This is a genomic window from Mumia flava, assembly GCF_002797495.1.
Lineage (GTDB): Bacteria > Actinomycetota > Actinomycetes > Propionibacteriales > Nocardioidaceae > Mumia > Mumia flava.
This window is the reverse complement of the sequence record NZ_PGEZ01000001.1, coordinates 425255-443565: the sequence shown is the minus strand read 5'-3', so window position 1 is coordinate 443565 and position 18311 is coordinate 425255. Positions and strand designations below refer to the sequence as shown.

The window sequence follows — 18311 nt, the reverse complement described above, 5'->3', positions numbered from 1 at the left end:
CGGGTGGAGTGCTGTCCGCGTGCGTCGTGCCGGCCCGGCCGTCCCTGAAAGACGGCCCCGAGTGGTCCCCGGGCACCGCTACGCTCGCGGAGCCGCCGCGGTTCGTCCGGCGGCGATCGTGCCGACGGGGGAGCGACGATGAGACGACTGAGGTCGATCGCGGCGGCGGCCGCGCTGGTGCTGGCGGCGCCGACCGCTGCTGTCACGGCGGTGAGCAGCCCGGCCGCCGGCGTGGACGTCGAGGTGCTGCGCTGCAGCGAGCCGGGCGCAGGTCTGCCGTGCGTCGCGTCCGTGACCCGTGACGGCGTGGCGATCCCCGCCGGCCACCCCGTCTGGGACCTCTACGTCCACCGCTGGACGTACGAGGGCGGCCGGGTGATCGGTGCGTCGCTGCTGAAGAACGGCGACCCGGACATCGGCGGGTCCGAGCTCGGGCACCGGTGGGTGGTGACGCTCGAGACGGGCAGCATGATCCCGCGTGTGGTCACCGGGAGCGGTCGCGACGTCGCGGTGCAGCGCAGCCGTCCGGGCGGCTACCGCGTGCGTCTCGCGCTGGATCCGGTGACGATCTCCGGGCAGTGCGACCAGTCGTCCTGGCCCTGGACCTGCCCGGAGTGGGCCGACGACCCCGACCCGGTGGAGAACGGTGAGTGGGACGCCGCCCTGAACTTCCAGGTCACCGACTTCGGCCAGTGGCGCAACACGACCCAGCGCGCCGCGTCGTACGGGATGACCTTCTTCACCAACGTCGCTGCCAGCAGCGGCCTGCCCGAGATCGTGGACGATCCCGCCGGTCGTGCGATGCTGCGGATCCTGCTCGCAAACCGTCACTACCGTGAGGACGGCACCACGGTGGTCCGCGGGCGTACGGAGCTCGTGGTGCCGGACGCGTTCCTGCGGGTGGCGTACGGCGTGCCGGACCCGTCGACGCTCACGACGTCGGGGATCGACGTGCTGGGTGCGGGTGGCGCCACCGTACGGATCAGCCTCGTCGGCAGCGAGCTGCAGGTGCTGCTCGACAACATGACGTTCTCTGCACGCAACGTGCGGATCCGCCGCGGCACGGTCACACCGACCCGTCCGACGAAGGTGAGGGCGAAACGCGTCAAGGCGCGCAAGGGTGCGGTCCGGTACCGCGCGTCGAAGGCTCGCGGGGCGCGGATCAAGGGCTACAAGGTGATGTGCAAGGCGACGCGCGGCCATCACCGCCGGAAGGCGTCGGCGGGAGCGGCGAAGCGGAAGATCGTCGTGAAGCGGCTGAAGCGCAATCGCGCGTACCGGTGCCGCGTGGTGGCACGGTCGGCTGCAGGCCCGAGCGCGCAGAGCCGCGCGGTGAAGCTCCGCCGCCGCTGAGCGGCTGTCCGGCGCCCGCCGTACGGGCGCAGGCGGCACCGGTCGTACGGGCTCAGGGCTGGACGCGGTCCAGCGGCATCCGGATGCTGAAGCAGCACCCACCGGGCACGTTGCGAACACCCACCGCACCGCCCTGCGCGTGCAGCAGCCCGGCGGCGATCGCGAGGCCCATCCCGGCTCCTGACTCGCCTCCGGGGTCGGTCTCGCGAGCCAGCGTTCCGCGGTAGCCCGGCTCGAACAGGTGCGGCAGGTCCGCCTCGGGGATCCCGCCGCACGCGTCGACGACGTCGATCCGACCGGCGGTCCCGTCGACGCCGGTCAGCACGCGCACGACCTCGTCGGCGGGGGTGTGGCGCAGGGCGTTCGCGACGAGGTTCGCCAGAGCGCGGGCGAGCTCGTCGGGGGCGGCGACGACGATCGCGTCGACCCCGCGCCGCTCGAGCGTCACGCGTCCGGCGTCCGCCTGCGCCCGCGCCCACGCGACCACCTCGTCGGCCAGCATGGCGAGCGAGACCGGCTCGGTGAGCAGCCGGAACCGCGGGGCGGTGATCCGCGACATCTCGAACAGGTCGTCGACCATCCGCCCGAGCCGCACCGACTCCGAACGGATCCGCCGCGCGTAGTCGCGTACGTCGTGCGGCCCCGACACGATGCCGTCCTCGAGCGCCTCGCTCATCGCGCGGATCCCGGCGACCGGCGTCCGCAGATCGTGGCTCAGCCAGGTCATCAGCTCGCGCCGCGAGGCCTCCGCGGCCCGTTCGCGCTCCAGCGCCTCACGCTCCCAGACGATCCGCCGCGCGAGCATGCGGCCGAGCAGCACCGCGGCCGGGAGGCAGACGAGCGCGACGCCGAGCCAGACCAGTGTGGTCCGGCGCAGCTCGGCGGTGAACATGAACCCGCTGGTCACCGCCACGCCGGCGACGATCGCCACCAGCGGGACCAGGGTGAGCAGCAGCAGCGAGACGGCGAGCGCACGCTGCCGTACGGCTCGCAGCGCCAGCGCTCCTGCGCCGACGACGATGAGGGAGCAGAGCATCCCCAGCGCAACCGCCCGCAGGTCATCCGACGCCATCGCCGACCCCCTCCCGCTCGCGCTCCCCGTCGGCCTCGCGGTCGTAGCGGTAGCCCACCCCGTACACCGTGACGATCCGGCGCGGCTCGGCCGGGACCTCTTCGATCTTGTGCCGCAGGCGCTTCACGTGCACGGTGACGGTCGAGTGGTCGCCGAACGACCAACCCCAGACCTGCGCCAGCAGGTCAGCCCGGCTGAACACCTGCCCGGGCCGCGCGAGCAGGAACGCGAGCAGGTCGAACTCCCGCGCGGTCAGCGCGAGCGGCTCCCCACCGAGCTCGGCGGTACGGGCGGCCGGGTCGAGCACGAGGTCGCCGTCGCGCATCGGGCTCGGGGCGGGCGCGGCACCCGGATCGGCGGCGGATCCCGCCGTACGGCGCAGCACCGCGCGGACCCGCAGCGCGAGCTCCTTCGCGCTGAACGGCTTCGTCACGTAGTCGTCGGCGCCGACGGTGAGGCCGGCGATCCTGCGCTCCTCCTCGACGAGCGCGGTGAGCATGACGACCGGCGTGGTCCCGCGCGCGGGGTCGGCGCGCAGCCGGCGGCACACCTCGATCCCGTCGATCCCCGGGAGCATCAGATCGAGCACGACGAGATCGGGCGCGTCGTCGAGGGCCGTACGGAGGCCGGACTCGCCGTCGACGGCGACCGTGACACGGTGGCCGTCGTGCTCGAGGTAGCGGCGCACGACGTCGCGGACGCTCGGGTCGTCCTCGATCACGAGCACGTGGGCGGTCGCGGCAGCCTCCATCGTCACCACCGCGTCATGAGGAGATGCTGGATCAGCAGGGCGGTCACGACCTGCACGACCAGGAACGGGCGGCGCAGGCGTTCGGGGAGCAGCGCCGCGGCCGGGAGGACCCAGAGCGTGAACGGGAGCCAGATCCGCTCCACCTCGGCCTTGCTCATCCCCGACAGCGTCGCGGCGACGATGCAGGTCAGGCCGGCGGCGACCATCGCAGACAGCGCGAACCGACCGTCTCGTACGACCGGCCGCCGCAGCAGCGCCGATGCTGCCGCGGGCAGGCCGGCCCAGGTCGCGAGCCCGACCGTGAAGGTCCACGCGGCGACGTTGGCCCAGACCCAGTAGCCGTACGGACGGTCCGACGCGATCCCGGCGTAGTAGCGGTCGTGCAGCACGCCGTACGCCTCCCACCACGCGAACCCGGCGAGCGTGAACGCCGCCGCGATCGCCAGCGCGCCGAGCAGCGCCCAGGCCAAGGGCGCGAGGCGGCGCGTGAGCAGGAGGATCGCGACCGCCGGGATGCCGAGCAGCACCAGCCCGTACGAGAGGTAGACGCAGAACCCGAGAAGCAGCCCCGCGCCGAGCCCGGCCACGGCTGTACGGAGTCGGCTGCGGGTGACCCCGGCGTACGCCAGGGCGGCGAGCCCCCAGGCGGCGACCGCAGCGAACGCGGCGTCGGCCGTGACGCCGATCCACACCGCGGCCGGCGCGAGCACCCACCACGGCCCCGCACGGCGCGCCCAGTGCTCACCGGCGAGCAGACGCAGGGTGATCGCGGCCGCGACCACCGCCGTACAGCCGATCGTGGCGACCACGAACCCGACCGCCACCGGGTCGCTGATGCCGATCCGGTCGAGGCCGACGAAGGAGATCAGCGCGCCCGGCGGGTGCCCGGCGACGTGGATCCACCAGTGGTCCGGCGCCGACAGCGGGATCCGGTCGACGAACTCCGGCAGCATCGCGGGGATCGAGGTGACGCGGCCGGCGTCGTAGAGGTACTCGCCCTTGCGGGTGAACACCTCGCCGAGCCCGTCGAGGCCGTCGACCAGCGCCAGCGACATCACCCACGCCCACGTCGCCGCGAACAGCGCGCCGAGGAACGCCGGCCAGCGCAGCCGCGCGATCCGCGGCCAGAGCACGATCACCGCGATCCCGACCAGGACGGGGAGGATCGACGTGGCCGTGACGCCGGGGCGCCAGTTGGCGTGCAGGGGCGGGAAGCGCGGCCAGCCCGAGATCCCGATGTGCACGTCGGTCCCGGACAGCGCCGGCCAGGCCGTCGCGACCGCGACCAGCACCGCGCCCGCGGCCGCCCCGGCCAGCGCCGTGCGGGTACGACGACGTTCGGTGGAGGCCACGCGCCCAGCGTAGAGGCGGCCTGCGGCGGACGCGGGCCGCGCGCGGGAGCGTCACGGGTTCGTCACGGGGAGGTCGCGGCGCGCCGTACGCAGTCCTGCCCACGTGCCCGCCGTGCAGGTGCGCATCGCTGCCGACGCGGCCGGCGCCGTGCGCTCCGTAGCGTCCTGGACGTCCCCCGACGAATCGAACGAGGAGGACGCCATGTCCAGGCACACCACCGAGAACGTCGAGACCCTGATCGTGGGAGCGGGCCAGACCGGCCTCGCCACCGCGTACCACCTGAAGCGGACGGGCCACGACGCCCTGGTCCTCGACGCCAACGAACGGGTCGGCGACAACTGGCGCCGGCAGTGGGACTCGCTGCGGCTCTACACGCCGGCGCGGTACGACGGGCTGCCCGGGCTGCCGTTCCCGGGAGACCCGTGGTCGTTCCCCGGCAAGGACGACGTCGCCGACTACCTCGAGGCCTACGCCGAGCACCACGCGTTGCCCGTGCGGCTCGGCACCCGCGTCCGGGCGCTCGACCCGGACGGCGGCGGCGGGTTCGTCGCGACCACCTCGGACGGGCTGATCCGGGCCGACCAGGTCGTCGTCGCCACCGGCACCTTCGGACGCACACCGTACGTCCCCGCCGGTGCGGCCGAGCTCGACGACGCGATCGTGCAGCTGCACTCGAGCCGCTACCGGCGGCCCGGGCAGCTTCCGGACGGGCGCATACTGGTGGTCGGGGCGGCGCACTCCGGCACGGACATCGCCTACGAGCTCGCCGAGTCGCGTCCGGTGACCCTGTGCGGACGTGACGTCGGCGAGCTGCCGGTGACGCTCGGGTCGGGCCGGTTCAAGGCGGTCTTCCCCCTGCTGCTGTTCGTGTTCGGGCACGTGCTGACCCGGAGGACCCCGATCGGACGCAAGAAGCTCGACGAGGTCCGCCACCACGGCGGGCCAGCGCTCCGCGTCAAGCGGGCGGACCTCGCAGCACGCGGCGTGGTGCGGACGGAGGCTCGGTTCGCCGGCGCCGACGACGGAAGCCCGGTGCTCGACGACGGTACGGTCGTGGACGCGGCGGCGGTCGTGTGGTGCACCGGGTTCCGTCAGGCGTTCGACTGGATCCACCTCGACGTCATCGGCGACGACGGGTGGCCGCGCGAGTACCGCGGTGTGGTCGCCGACGTGCCCGGGCTGTACTTCTGCGGGCTGAGCTTCCAGTTCGGGTTCGCGTCGATGCTGCTGCCGGGGGCCTCGCGCGACGCCGCGTACGTCGCGTGCCGGATCGACGAGCGCGTGCGCAGTCGGACCAGGCGACCGGTCGCGGCGTGAGGAGCCGCACACGGCCGCGGACGGGGACCTGACGCGCGTATCGTGAGGCGCGAGGGCCCATGGGCATCGTCGAGCAGCTTCACCGCGCGCGGCAGGCGTACCAGCAGGGCGACTGGGCGACTGCGGGCACCGCCCTGTCGGCCGTCCCGGACGAGCAGATGGACGCCGACGACCTCCAGCGGGTCGCGACGACCGCGTTCATGCTGGGCCGGACCAGCCGCAGCGCGGAGGCGTTCCAGCGGGCCTTCGACGCTGCTGCGGCCGCCGGTGACGTCGACCGTGCACTGCGCTGCGGCAGCCTGGCCGCGCGGGTGTACGTCACGAGCGGCGAACCCACCGTCGCCGCCGGCTGTCTCGCGCGGGCGCGGCGCCTCGCCGACGAGCAGGACGAACCGCTCGCGGGCCACGGCTACCTGATGCTGCACGACGTCGACCGGCGCCGCAGGCACGGCGACGTCGAGGGGGCGTACGAGGCGGCGCTCGACGTCGCGCATCTCGCGAACCGGTTCCACGATTCCGTGCTTTTCGCGCTGTCCCTCGCGATGCAGGGAAGGCTGCTCATCCGCCTCTCACGGATCCGTGAGGGAGTGGACCTGCTGGACGAGGCGATGGTGTACCTGGGTTCCGGTGAGGTCGATCTGATCTTCGCGGGTGAGGTGTACTGCATGCTCGTCGAAGGCTGCCAGGAGGTCACGGACCTCGCGCGCGCCGCCGCCTGGACGGCGCAGCTGTCGGCATGGTGCGACCGGCAGCCCGGTCTGGTGATGTTCACCGGTCAGAGCGCCGTCCACCGGGCACAGATCATGCGGCTGCGCGGCGCGTACGACGACGCATCCGCCGAGCTGGACGTGGCCGAACATCGGTACCGGGCCGTCGGGAACGTGGACGCCGTCGCGGCGGTGCACCGCGAGCGGGGCGACCTGCACCGGATCCGCGGGGACCTGGCCGCCGCGCGAGGCTGCTACCGGCTCGCTCGCGAACTCGGGCTCGATCCGCAGCCCGGCGCGGCCCTCCTGATCCGCGACGAGGGAGACGACCAGGCTGCGGCTGCCGCCGTACGCCGTGCGGTGGGGCAGGACCCGGATCCGCTCGCGCAGGCTCGGCTGCTCCCCACCGCGGTCGAGGTCCTGATCGGTGCCGACGCGCTGGACGAGGCGGCCGAGGCTGCCGCGCGGCTGACGCAGCTCGTCGACGACTTCGGGTGCGACGGGCTGGCGGCTTCGTCGGCGTGGGCCGATGCGCAGGTCGCGTGGGCCCGTGGCGATCCGAGCGCGGCGCTGCAAGCCGGTCGGCAGGCGCAGCGCAGCTGGGCCGCGCTCGGCGCGGTGTACGAGAGCGCGATGGCGCAGGCGCTGTGCGCGGTGGCGGTGCACGCGCTCGGTGACGTCGACTCGGGTCGCGAGGAGCTCGCCCAGGCGTGCGCGAACCTGACGGCGATCGGCGCACTCCCCGCCGCGGCGCGAGCACGGGCGCTGCTGGAGCCGCCGCCCCGTCCCGACGGCCTCACGGCTCGCGAGGTCGAGGTCCTGGCGCTGGTCGCCGAAGGGCTGGGGAACGCCGAGATCGCCGACCGCCTGGTCCTGAGCGACCGCACCGTGGCTCGGCACCTGAGCAACATCTTCGCGAAGATCGACGTCGGTTCGCGGACCGCGGCGGCGGCGTACGCGTACGAGCACCGGCTGGTCACGCGGGGCTGACCGGACGCGGTGGTTGCGGATTGCGGGTTGAGGGTCTGCCCGTGGCGGTCTGCCCAGCCGGCTACGGAGTCTGCCAGTGGGCGCGGAAGGTTTCCCGTGCCCAGTGCGGGTCTGCCCAGCCGGCTACGGAGTCTGCCAGTGGGCGCGGATGGTTTCCCGTGCCCAGTGCGGGTCTGCCCAGCCGGCTACGGAGTCTGCCAGTGGGCGCGGATGGTTTCCCGTGCCCAGTGCGGGTCTCCCCAGCCGGCTACGGAGTCCGCCGGGCGCGTCCGCGCCGGGTCCGCGCGCGGTCCGGCCCACGCAGGCCCGGTCGGCGCGGTGTCACGGGTTCGTCACCGCTTCCGGCCTGCGGAACGGCGCAGCCGTCCGTACGTTCGAGACATGGACGAACCGGTGTGCGACCTCGTGGTGCCGTGCCGAGACGAAGCCCTGGCCCTGCCGGGGGTGCTGCGACAGGTGCCGCGGCGGTTCGGTGTCGTGGTCGTCGACAACGGCTCGCGCGACGGCACCGCTGACGTGGCCCGGAGCCTCGGAGCTCGGGTGGTCGCGGAGCCGACACCGGGGTACGGCGCGGCGGTGCACGCCGGTGTGCTGGCGGCCACCGCGCCGTACGTCGCGGTGATCGACGGCGACGCATCGCTCGACCCGCGCGACCTCGACCCGCTGCTCGACGACGTGCTCGCCGGCCGTGCCACGATGGCGATCGGACGTCGCCGGCCGGTCGCGCGCGGCGTGTGGCCGTGGCACGCCCGGGCCGGGACCGCGTTGATGGCGTGGTGGATCCGGCGCTCGAGCGCGCTCGGCATCCACGACCTCGCGCCGCTGCGCGTCTGCTCCCGCGAGGCGCTGTTGGAGCTGGACGTGCGCGACCGGCGGTTCGGCTACCCGCTCGAGCTCATGATCAAGGCCGGCGGGGCGGGTTGGACGATCACCGAGCACGACGTCGCGTACCGCCCACGTGCCGCCGGGACACGCTCGAAGGTCTCCGGCTCGGTACGAGGGACGGCGCGGGTCGCGGTGGACTTCGCGAAGGTCGTCCGATGAGCGCTCGTCCGGCGCGGGCGGGCGCTCCGACGCTGCTCGTCGTCGCCAAGGCCCCGGTGCCCGGCGTCGCGAAGACCCGGCTCGCGACGACCGTCGGGGCGAGCGCCGCGGCGACGGTGGCCGCCGCTGCGCTGCTCGACACGCTCGACGTCGCCGCGACCAGCCCGTGGCCGGTCGTGATCGCGGTCGCGGGGTCCTTCGCCGACGGGGTGGACGCCGACGCGATCACCGCCGCCTGCGCGCCGTACCGCGTGGTCGCGCAGCGCGGGGAGACGTTCGCCGAGCGGCTCACGGCGGCCCACGCGGACGCCGACGACGGGCACGGCGTGGTGCAGATCGGGATGGACACGCCACAGGTGACGCCCGCGCACCTCGAGGCCGTCGGCGCCGGTCTGGCCGAGGCCGACGCGGTCCTCGGGCCGGCGACCGACGGCGGCTGGTGGGTGCTCGGCGTCCGGGCGGCGCGCTGGGCCGAGCCGCTGGCCGACGTGCCGATGTCGCGCCACGACACCGGCGAACGGACCAGCGACGCGCTCGCCCGCGCCGGTGCGCGGGTCGCGTACGGCCCCACGCTGTCCGACCTCGACACGTGGGACGACGCGGTCGCGATCGCGTCGGCCGCGCCGCAGACCCGTACGGCGAGGGCCGTGCAGGCGATCGCGGCGGCCCGGCGTACGCCCGGCCGGCGAGCCGGAGCAGCCCGGTGACCGCGCTCCGCACGTCCATGGACGAGGCCGGGGGCCGCCGTTCCCGGAGTGTCGTCGACCACGCGTACGCCGGGGCGTCCGCCGAGGTCGTGACCGACCACGGCACCTCGCTGCGGCTGCCGGTCGGGCGCTGGTGCGGTGACGCGGACGAGGGCGACCACCGGTTGTTCGTGGACCGCTGCTCCGGCTTCACCCTCGACATCGGCTGCGGTCCGGGCCGGCTCGCGGGGGCGCTCACGCGTCGGAAGGTCCCGGCGCTCGGGATCGACATCTCCGCCGAGGCCGTGAGGCTCGCGCGCGGACGAGGGGCGCCGGCGCTGCGGCTCGACGTGTTCGACCGGGTGCCCGGTGTCGGCACGTGGCACCACGCGCTGCTCGCGGACGGCAACATCGGCATCGGCGGTGACCCCGTACGGCTGCTGCGGCGGATCGGTGCGCTGGTCCGGGCGGGCGGGACGGTGCTGGCCGAGGTCGAGCCCGCCGGCGTCGGACTCAGCGTCCAGCGGCTGCGCGTACGGGTAGGGGAGCGGACCAGCGAACCGTTCGCGTGGGCGCGCCTCGGTCTCGACGCCCTCGCCGGCGTGGTCGCTGCCGCGGGCATGCGAGTGCTCCGTCTCCACGAGCACGGGGGGCGGTACGTGGTGGAGCTGGAGCGCGCTGAATCGGAGCGGGAGGGGCCGTGAGCCTCCGGCTGCCGCGCGTCGAGGACTTCCCGCAGGCGGGGCGGGGGCCGCGGACGACGGCGCGGGTGGGGACGTGGCTCGGGCTGGCGTTCGGGATCTGCTTCCTCACCGGCCTGTGGAGCCACGTGCAGCAGACGCCGCCGGCATGGCTGACGCTGCCGACGGATCCGGCGTGGCTCTACCGGGTGACCCAGGGGATCCACGTGATCGCTGGGACCGCCGCCGTACCGCTGCTGCTGGTGAAGCTCTGGTCGGTCTTCCCGCGGCTGTTCGTCCGGCCGCCCCGCGAGCGGGTCGCGCTGATGTTGCACGGGCTCGAGCGGCTGTCGATCCTCGCGCTGGTTGCGGCCGGGATCTTCCAGCTCGCGAGCGGGCTGACGAACATCGTGCAGTGGTACCCGTGGTCCTTCAGCTTCCGCGCCACGCACTACGCGGTGGCGTGGCTGGCGATCGGCGCGCTGCTCGTACACCTGGCGGTGAAGTGGCCGACGATCCGCGCGGCGTACGCCCGCGCGCCGGTTGAGCCCGCCCCGCCGGTCGAGGCGCGAGCGGAGCGAGCGATCGAGACCCCGACCCCACCCACCGCCCCGCTGGTCGAGGCGCGAGCGGAGCGAGCGATCGAGACCCCCACCCCCACCACCCCGTCGGTCGAGGCACGAGCGGAGCGAGCGATCGAGACCCCCACCCCACCCACCGACGACGCCACCACCCGCCGCGCCGTCCTCACCGCGACCGGCGTCGCCAGCGCACTCGCTGTCGTCCTCACCGCGGGGCAGACCGTGCCGTGGCTGCGTCGCGTCTCGGTCCTCGCCGTCCGCTCGGGCGACGGCCCGCAGGACCTCCCGGTCAACCGCACCGCGGCCCAGGCCGGCGTCACCGTCCCCGACGACTGGACGCTCGAGATCGTCCACGGCACCACCTCTCGTACCCTCACCCGCGACGATCTCGCCGCGATGCCGCAAAGCACCGAGCGGCTGCCGATCGCGTGCGTCGAAGGGTGGAGCCGCTCCGCGGACTGGACCGGCGTCCCCGTACGCGCCCTGCTCGCGACCGTCGGTGCGCCCCCGGACACGGACGTACGGGTGACGTCGCTGCAGACCCGGGGCGCGTTCGCGAGCTCGGACCTGCCGGCGCCGTTCGCGGCCGACGAGCGGACTCTGCTCGCGCTGCGGCTCAACGGCACCGAGCTCGACCTCGACCACGGCTTCCCGTGCCGGCTGATCGCCCCGAACCGCCCCGGCGTCCGGCAGACCAAGTGGGTCACCCGGATCGAGGTGGCGGCGTGAGCGTGTCGGCGCGGGCGCGAGGGGTCAGCACCGGGCGCCTGCTGCTCGGCGCGGCCGGCGTCGCTGTCGGTACGTACGGCGTGTGGCTGCTGCTGCGCGAACCGTTCGACGGGCTGGTCTCGGCCGTGCTGTGGCTCGGGGGCGGCGTGATCGTGCACGACGGGATCCTCGCGCCGCTGACGCTTGTCGTGCTGCTGCTGGGGACGCGGTTCCTGCCTGCGGCGGCGCGGCTGCCGGCGGCGCTGGTGCTGTTGGTGTGGGGGACCGTGACGGTGATGGCGGTCCCGGTGCTGGTCGCGACGACGGCGGGCCTCGGGCGCGGAGACCAGAACGCGACGCTGCTCGACCGTGCGTACGGGCCCGCGTGGTGGGGTCTGACCGTGGTGGCGGTCGTCGTCGCGGTGGTGTGGTCCTGGCGGCGGTCACGGAAGTTGCGGCGCGTGAACGGCGTGTCGCGCGCTTCGAACACACGTTCGGCCTAGTCTGTCCACAGGCCGACGAACGGGTGCCACGACTGTCAGTGGTTCTCCCTATCGTCGAAGGTGGCCTGCGGACACGAGACAAGAGGGGACCACACTGATGGCTGCTGACCCGGGCAAGGGTGGAGCGAAGGACCGCGACAAGGCGCTGGACGCCGCTGTCGCGCAGATCGAGCGGGCGCACGGCAAGGGCTCGGTGATGCGGCTGGGCGAGCGGGGCAAGGTCCCGATCGAGGTGATCCCGACCGGCGCGACGTCGCTCGACGTGGCGCTCGGCATCGGGGGCCTCCCGCGCGGTCGCGTCGTGGAGATCTACGGGCCGGAGTCGTCGGGCAAGACGACGGTGGCGCTGCACGCGGTCGCGAATGCGCAGAAGGCCGGAGGCATCGCCGCGTTCGTCGATGCGGAGCACGCGCTCGACCCGGAGTACGCGAAGGCGCTCGGCGTCGACACCGACGCGCTGCTGGTCTCCCAGCCGGACTCCGGCGAGCAGGCGCTGGAGATCGCGGACATGCTGATCCGCTCCGGCGCGCTCGACATCATCGTCATCGACTCCGTGGCCGCGCTCGTGCCGCGGGCCGAGATCGAGGGCGAGATGGGCGACAGCCACGTCGGCCTGCAGGCGCGCCTGATGAGCCAGGCGCTGCGCAAGCTGACCTCGGCACTCCACAGCGCGGGCACGACGGCGATCTTCATCAACCAGCTCCGCGAAAAAATCGGAGTGATGTTCGGGTGTCTGTCTGGAGACACGCAAGTGTCGTTGGCGGACGGCAGCAAGATGAGGATCCAGAAGATCGTCAACCAGAAGCTCCCGGTGGAGGTCCTGTCGTACGACGCGGAAACCGACAGTGTCGTCCCCCGCAAGGTGACGAACTGGTTCAACAACGGCCCCACAACCGAGTTCCTCCACTTTCGGGTCGCGCGACCGTTGGGGAGCGGCGCGGAGACCGGCTTCTCAGTGACTCCTAATCACCTCGTCCGCACTCCCGGCGGATGGCGTGAAGCCGGAGAGCTGATCGCCGGAGATCGTGTCATGCACACGGTCAAGCAGTTCCTTTCCTCGACGCAGTGGCAGATGATCCTGGGTGGGTTGATGGGAGACGGCAGTCTCTCGGCTACCGCCAATGGCCTCGCTGCCCGATTCCGTTGGGGCCACGGCGCCAAGCAGGACGCGTACGGCAGCTGGAAGGCGAGCATGTTCGAGAACCTGACCGTGTCCGAGATCAGGAACTCTCGCGGCGGCCTCTCCCACGACGTGACGCCACTGGCCGAGCTCGCTGAGCTGCGACGAGCGATGTACCTCGGGGATGGGAAGAAGGTTCTTTCCGATGAGTACCTGAAGGCGTTGACACCCCTGGCGCTCGCCGTCTGGTACATGGATGACGGTGGATTCACCGTCCGGTCGAAGGGTCTCCAGGCGCGCACCGAAGGCGGAAGCGGCCGGAGCGAGATCTGCGTCGAAGCCATGAGTGAGGGCTCGCGGATTCGTTTGCGCGACTACCTGCGCGATGTCCACGGGCTCGATGTGCGTCTGCGACTCGCAGGTACGCGGAAGAAGGCCATTCTGGTCTTCAGCACCGCAGCCACTGCCCGGTTCCACGAGATCGTTGCGCCGTATGTCCACCCCTCGATGGAGTACAAGCTGCTTCCTCGATACCGCGGGGCGTTCGCGGTCGAGCAGGAGTTTGTCGAGCCCACCGACGTCCTCATGCCGTGCCCCATTCGCTCGGTCAAGCCGAAGGCTCTGTCGTCGACCCAGCCGCGTAGCCGCTACGACATCGAGGTCGAGGGAACGCACAACTACTTCGCGGACGGGGTGATGGTCCACAACTCCCCGGAGACCACCACGGGCGGCAAGGCGCTGAAGTTCTACGCGTCGGTGCGCCTCGACGTCCGACGGATCGAGACGCTGAAGGACGGCACCGACATGGTCGGCAACCGCACCCGCGTCAAGGTCGTCAAGAACAAGATGGCGCCGCCGTTCAAGCAGGCGGAGTTCGACATCATGTACGGCCAGGGGATCAGCCGCGAGGGCAGCCTGATCGATGTCGGCGTCGAGGCGGGATTCGTCCGCAAGGCCGGCGCTTGGTACACCTACGAGGGAGACCAGCTCGGCCAGGGCAAGGAGAACGCGCGCAACTTCCTGCGCGACAACCCGGACCTCGCGGACGAGCTCGAGAAGAAGATCAAGGAGCACCTCGGTGTCGGCCCGACGGTCGACAACCCGGCGGACGCGCTCGATGCGGCGGCTGACGCCGGTGCGGTCGCTGGCGTGAAGAAGGGCGCGAAGGCCGGCAAGGCCGTCGAGGTCGACTTCTGATCATGGCGGGACGTCGTCACTCGGCGTCCCGCCATGCGCGGGACGCCGAGTCCGATCCGAGCCGTGACCTCGGCCCGCCGGCCGACCCCGAGGCGGTCGGCCGGAAGATCCTGCTCGACCGGCTCACCGACCAGCCCCGGTCGCGCGCCGAGCTCGCGGCATTCCTCACGCGGCGTCGCGTGCCGGACGACGTCGCGCAGCAGCTGCTCGACCGGTTCGAGCACGTCGGTCTGATCGATGACGAGCAGTTCGCCCGGATGTGGGTCGAGTCGCGGCAGCGCAGCCGCGGCCTCGCAGGACGAGCCATCGCCGTCGAGCTCCGTCGCAAGGGCGTCGAGGACGACGTCGTACGCGACGCCGTCGAGGCGATCGAGCCCGAGGACGAGGAGGACGCTGCCCGGACCCTGGTCCGCAAGAAGCTGCGCAGCCTCACGCGCGTCGCCGACGAGCAGACGAAGGTCCGGCGGCTCGTGGGGATGCTCGGTCGTAAAGGGTACGGACCGGGGCTCGCGTACCGCGTGGTCCGGGAGGAGCTGGCGTTGTCGGCCGAGATCGACGACGGGCTGCCCGACGGCGACGCGCTCGCGTTCGACGCGGAGATCAACGCGGACAGCGAGTGATCGACCCGACGTGCCAGCTTGGTGGGCGTGCCAGCATGGAAACGTGCGGTCGTTGGCCTGGCTCGGAGTCGTCGCAGCGCTGAGCTGCGGCTGCACGGCGGCCACCGACGACAGCGCCGACGACGACAGCGGTCCAACGGCGAGCCGCCCGGCCGGGTCGACCACGCCGGGCGAGCCCACTCCGACGCCGACCGCGGCCAGCGAGCCCACCACGACGGCGACCTCGGACGCGACACCGAGCGCTGCTCCACCCGCCAGGATCGACGTCGACCGGATCCGGGCCGACGTCCGTCACCTCGCCGGTCGGATCGGTCCGCGCCACGCGACCAGCCCCGCGTACCGTCGCGCGGCCGACTGGGTTGCGCAGCGCTTCACGGCACTCGGGTACGACGTGTCGCGGCAGCGCTTCGATGTCCCGGCCGGTGACTCGTGGGGCGTGCCGGTCGACGCGGGACGCTCGAGCAACGTGATCGCCGACCCTCCACGGTTCGATCCACGCGCACCGCACCTCGTCGTCGGCGCGCACCTCGACACCGTCGCTGTGGCGCCCGGCGCCGAGGACAACGCTTCGGGGGTTGCGTCAGTCCTCGAGATCGCACGGGTGGCCGCGACGAACGGGACGCGGCTTCCGGTGCGGTTCGTCGCGTTCGGCGCCGAGGAACCGCGCGGGCCTGGTGACGACCTGCACCACTTCGGTTCGCAGCACCTCGTCGCGACGCTCGGTCCGGCGCAGCGCGAGGCCGTCCGTGGCATGGCGAGCCTCGACCGAGTGGGGGTGCGCGGTCCTGACGTTCCGATCTGCGACGCCGGCCAGGGACCGGCCCGGGTGCGGCGCGCCCTGGTCGAGCGAGCCGGCGGCGTGCCGACGAGCACCTGCGAGGACCGCGCGAGCGACCACTGGTCGTACGCGAAGGCGGGGATCGCCGCGGCCCGCATCGGCAGCATCCCGTACGCCGGATACCACTCGGCCGGTGATGTGCCGCGGGTCGTCGACGACCGTCAGCTGCGCCGGTCCGCGACCGTCGCCTGGCGCTGGATCAAGACGACCAGCTAGCGACCGTACGGGCCGGTGCTGGTCTCCCAGGCCGTCTCGAGCACGGTCCGCGCCCGTGAACCGCGCACCACGCGAGGGGTGAAGTCATCGCTGCCGATGACGTACGGCACGAGGTCGGCCGCCTTCAGCTCGCCGTCCCACAGCACGACCTCGAGCAGCGCGCCCTCCTGGGTGCGTTGCTGGAAGTCCATGTCGAAGACCGTGTTGCCGAGGGAGTGCACCACCAGGGTGCCGCCCGCGTTCTCCCATCCCTGCAGCCAGTGCGGGTGTCCGCCGACGACGAGGTCGGCACCCGCATCCGCCAACCGGCGTGCGACCCGGCTCTGCACCGGCTCGGGGACGTTCGTGTACTGCGTCCCCCAGTGCGCCAGCACCACGACGGTGTCGACCCGGCCGGACAGGGTGCGGACCTGCGCGGCGAGCCTGCGGAGCCGATCACGATCGAGCGGCCCGGTCCGGGGCGGCATCGAGAGGCGATTCGCACCCGGCCCGTCCGCCGTCGCGGCCGGCGTCTCACCGATCGCGTCGAACGCCACGAACGCCACCCGCGTCCCGCTCCGCTCGACCACGAGCGGCCGACGCGCTTCCGCCCGGTCCGCACCGGCCCCGACGTACGGGAGGCCGCGGGCCCGCAGCCGTTCGAACGTCCGCAGCATCGCGGTGTCGCCGTAGTCGCCGAGGTGGTTGTTCGCGAGCCCGATCACGTCGAGGCCGGCCAGCCGCAGACCACGCCGTACGGAGGGGTCAGCGCCGAACGAGTCGCCGCCCTGCGTCGGCGAACCAGCCTGCGACAGCGTGGACTCCAGGTTCGTGACGGCGATGTCGGCGGAGCGGAGGCGCGGCGCGAGCGGACGCAGCACGGCAGCCGGATCGCCGACGGTGTCGAGGTAGTCGCCGACACGTCGACCGAGCATCACGTCGCCGGTGAACGTCATCGTGACGACGTCGGGTGTCGGAGCGGCCTCGCCGGCCCGCAGTGGGTAGCGGGCGGGGGAGCGCAGCGGATCGACCCCGCCGACGGACACCACCCGTACGGTCTCGTCGACCTCGGAGGCGCGGACGATGCCGAGCGTGCGGCGGGAGCGGTGGACGGCCGCGAGGGCGGTACGTGAATCGGGGACACGGCGGGCGGCGCTCGATGGGAGATCGTCGAGCGTGGTCACGATGCGAAGGGGCCGGTCGGCAGCGCCGAGGGCTGACCACGAGGCGGCTCCTTGATCGAGCAGCCGTCGGGCCCGGGCCTCGCTGACGTCGAGCGGCGCGCGGCGGTGGTGCGTGACGAGGACGGTGAGGTCGGGGTCTCGATCTTCGCTGCGCTCGGCCTCGACCGACGGGGACACCGAGGGGGAGGCCGACTCGGTCGGTGACGTGGCACCGGACCCCTCCGTACCGCTGCACGCCGCGAGCCCCACCACGACCACGACGGCCGCGGCGACCGATGCTGTCCGTGCCGGAGGACGCATGCCCCGAGCCTAGGCAGATCGCACCCGTGGATCACGTGCCGTCGTGCCGATAGCCTCGGTGGATGCCGGTGTGGACGTTCCGTGCGATGACCGACGCCGACCTGCCGGACTTCGTGCGGTGGCGCAACGAACCGCACGTGACGACGTGGTTCCCGCGCCCACCGGCCGATGTCGACGCGGCGCGCGATCGGTACGGCGCGCGGCTCCGTGGCGATCACCCGACCGTGATGCGGGTCGCGATGCTCGACGGCCGGCCGGTCGGCTACGTCCAGGACTTCCCCGTCGATGCGAACGACGAGTACGCGGTGCGCATCCAGCTCCCGGGCGCCGCCGGGTTCGACTACCTGATCGGCGAACCGGACCTCGTCGGACGCGGACTCGGCACCGCCATGCTCCGTGCGTACGTCCCTGCGGTGCTGCTCGACGCGCACCCGGACGCGCCGTGGATCGTCGCGTGCCCGGATGCACGCAACGCCGCGTCGCTGCGCGTGCTGGACAAGCTGGGATTCGAGCAGCGGCAGTGGATCACGCCGCCGGGGGAGGAGTTCGCGGTGATCGTGTGCCGGCTCGCGCGCGCCGACGCGAACGCGCTCGGGAACGTGGTTACCAGTGAGTAACAACGGTGGTACGCTGCCGCGCATGACCTCGACGTACGACCTCTACCGCCGGGCGACCGGACTCCCGCTCGGCGACAAGCTCTTCGGCTTCGCGTTCAGCCTGAAGGCGCCGTATTTCCGCACGATCCGCCCGCAGGTCCGCACGATGCAGCCGCACCGCGCCGAGGTCGGGCTCCGCAAGCGCCGCGCCGTGCACAACCACATCGGCACCGTGCATGCGATCGCCGTCTGCAACGGGCTGGAGGCCGCGATGGGCCTGCTCGCGGAGGCGACCGTCCCGTCCGACATGCGGTGGCTCCCGAAGGGGATGGAGGTCGCCTACCTCGCGAAGGCGACCAGTGACCTGACGTGCGTCGCCGAGACGACCGAGGCCGACTGGGCCGGCGCGCCGGACGTGCCCGTGACGGTCTACGCCGTGCGCGACGACGGTACGCGCGTCGTCGAGGGCACGATCCGGCTCTGGGTCACGCCGAAGGGCTGAGCCAGAGCCGGACA

General features: G+C 72.9%; 17 protein-coding genes and 2 pseudogenes. 15 read left to right on the top strand and 4 right to left on the bottom strand.

Going from position 1 to position 18311, the window contains the following annotated elements:
• The first annotated feature begins 138 nt into the window (after positions 1–138).
• Complete coding sequence (locus CLV56_RS02070; protein ID WP_039343766.1) at positions 139–1353, top strand: fibronectin type III domain-containing protein; 1215 nt, start codon at positions 139–141, stop codon at positions 1351–1353.
• 52 nt (positions 1354–1405) lie between these two features.
• On the opposite strand, the gene CLV56_RS02065 is transcribed toward CLV56_RS02070, so the two are convergent.
• The 3 genes from CLV56_RS02065 to CLV56_RS02055 are packed head-to-tail and all read right to left on the bottom strand — an operon-like array spanning position 1406 to position 4528.
• Entirely contained in the window at positions 1406–2425 is a 1020-nt protein-coding gene (locus CLV56_RS02065) for a sensor histidine kinase (RefSeq protein WP_039343768.1), read from the bottom strand.
• On the bottom strand, positions 2412–3176 hold the full coding sequence (locus CLV56_RS02060; protein ID WP_039343771.1) for a response regulator transcription factor: 765 nt from the start codon (positions 3174–3176) through the stop codon (positions 2412–2414). The genes CLV56_RS02065 and CLV56_RS02060 overlap by 14 nt, the downstream gene beginning before the upstream one ends.
• Positions 3177–3178: 2 nt before the next feature.
• Positions 3179–4528: a hypothetical protein gene (locus CLV56_RS02055; RefSeq protein WP_100414318.1), complete on the bottom strand. Its 1350-nt coding sequence runs from the start codon at positions 4526–4528 to the stop codon at positions 3179–3181.
• Positions 4529–4730: 202 nt separating this feature from the next.
• Here CLV56_RS02055 and CLV56_RS02050 point away from each other — a divergent pair, with 202 nt between their 5' ends.
• The 12 genes and pseudogenes from CLV56_RS02050 (at position 4731) to CLV56_RS02010 (ending at position 15736) form a co-directional block, all read left to right on the top strand.
• Positions 4731–5846, top strand: a complete 1116-nt coding sequence (locus tag CLV56_RS02050; protein ID WP_039343826.1) for a flavin-containing monooxygenase — start codon at positions 4731–4733, stop codon at positions 5844–5846.
• Positions 5847–5905: 59 nt separating this feature from the next.
• Positions 5906–7543 (top strand): LuxR family transcriptional regulator, encoded by a 1638-nt coding sequence (locus CLV56_RS21145; protein WP_039343773.1) that lies wholly within the window; start codon positions 5906–5908, stop codon positions 7541–7543.
• Between the two features lie 381 nt (positions 7544–7924).
• Positions 7925–8587, top strand: a complete 663-nt coding sequence (locus tag CLV56_RS02040) for a glycosyltransferase family 2 protein (protein WP_039343775.1) — start codon at positions 7925–7927, stop codon at positions 8585–8587.
• Entirely contained in the window at positions 8584–9294 is a 711-nt protein-coding gene (locus CLV56_RS02035) for a TIGR04282 family arsenosugar biosynthesis glycosyltransferase (RefSeq protein WP_039343777.1), read from the top strand. Before CLV56_RS02040 ends, CLV56_RS02035 begins: the two co-directional genes overlap by 4 nt.
• On the top strand, positions 9291–9977 hold the full coding sequence (locus tag CLV56_RS20455) for a class I SAM-dependent methyltransferase (protein ID WP_211287956.1): 687 nt from the start codon (positions 9291–9293) through the stop codon (positions 9975–9977). The genes CLV56_RS02035 and CLV56_RS20455 overlap by 4 nt, the downstream gene beginning before the upstream one ends.
• Positions 9974–11263 (top strand): molybdopterin-dependent oxidoreductase, encoded by a 1290-nt coding sequence (locus CLV56_RS02030; protein WP_245857534.1) that lies wholly within the window; start codon positions 9974–9976, stop codon positions 11261–11263. Before CLV56_RS20455 ends, CLV56_RS02030 begins: the two co-directional genes overlap by 4 nt.
• Positions 11260–11745, top strand: coding sequence for a hypothetical protein (locus CLV56_RS02025; RefSeq protein ID WP_100414317.1), 486 nt, complete (start codon positions 11260–11262; stop codon positions 11743–11745). Before CLV56_RS02030 ends, CLV56_RS02025 begins: the two co-directional genes overlap by 4 nt.
• A gap of 97 nt (positions 11746–11842) precedes the next feature.
• Positions 11843–12484, top strand: a pseudogene (recA, locus tag CLV56_RS21320) (recombinase RecA); the annotation flags it as partial.
• Positions 12467–13327: pseudogene (locus tag CLV56_RS21315) on the top strand (LAGLIDADG endonuclease); the annotation flags it as partial. The pseudogenes recA and CLV56_RS21315, both read left to right, overlap by 18 nt.
• Before the next feature lie 45 nt (positions 13328–13372).
• Complete coding sequence (locus CLV56_RS21310) at positions 13373–14062, top strand: hypothetical protein (protein WP_342745031.1); 690 nt, start codon at positions 13373–13375, stop codon at positions 14060–14062.
• Between the two features lie 2 nt (positions 14063–14064).
• The gene (locus CLV56_RS02015; protein ID WP_100414316.1) at positions 14065–14682 is read left to right on the top strand and encodes a regulatory protein RecX; all 618 of its coding nucleotides are present in this window, start codon (positions 14065–14067) and stop codon (positions 14680–14682) included.
• 43 nt (positions 14683–14725) lie between these two features.
• Positions 14726–15736, top strand: coding sequence for a M28 family metallopeptidase (locus tag CLV56_RS02010; protein ID WP_245857531.1), 1011 nt, complete (start codon positions 14726–14728; stop codon positions 15734–15736).
• Here CLV56_RS02010 and CLV56_RS02005 read toward each other — a convergent pair.
• Positions 15733–17199, bottom strand: coding sequence for a CapA family protein (locus tag CLV56_RS02005; RefSeq protein ID WP_039343781.1), 1467 nt, complete (start codon positions 17197–17199; stop codon positions 15733–15735). The genes CLV56_RS02010 and CLV56_RS02005 overlap by 4 nt on opposite strands.
• 62 nt (positions 17200–17261) lie before the next feature.
• Here CLV56_RS02005 and CLV56_RS02000 point away from each other — a divergent pair, with 62 nt between their 5' ends.
• Positions 17262–17816 (top strand): GNAT family N-acetyltransferase, encoded by a 555-nt coding sequence (locus tag CLV56_RS02000; RefSeq protein WP_100414315.1) that lies wholly within the window; start codon positions 17262–17264, stop codon positions 17814–17816.
• A 22-nt stretch (positions 17817–17838) separates the two neighbouring features.
• Positions 17839–18297, top strand: a complete 459-nt coding sequence (locus tag CLV56_RS01995; protein WP_039343784.1) for a hotdog fold domain-containing protein — start codon at positions 17839–17841, stop codon at positions 18295–18297.
• The last annotated feature ends 14 nt before the right edge of the window (positions 18298–18311 follow it).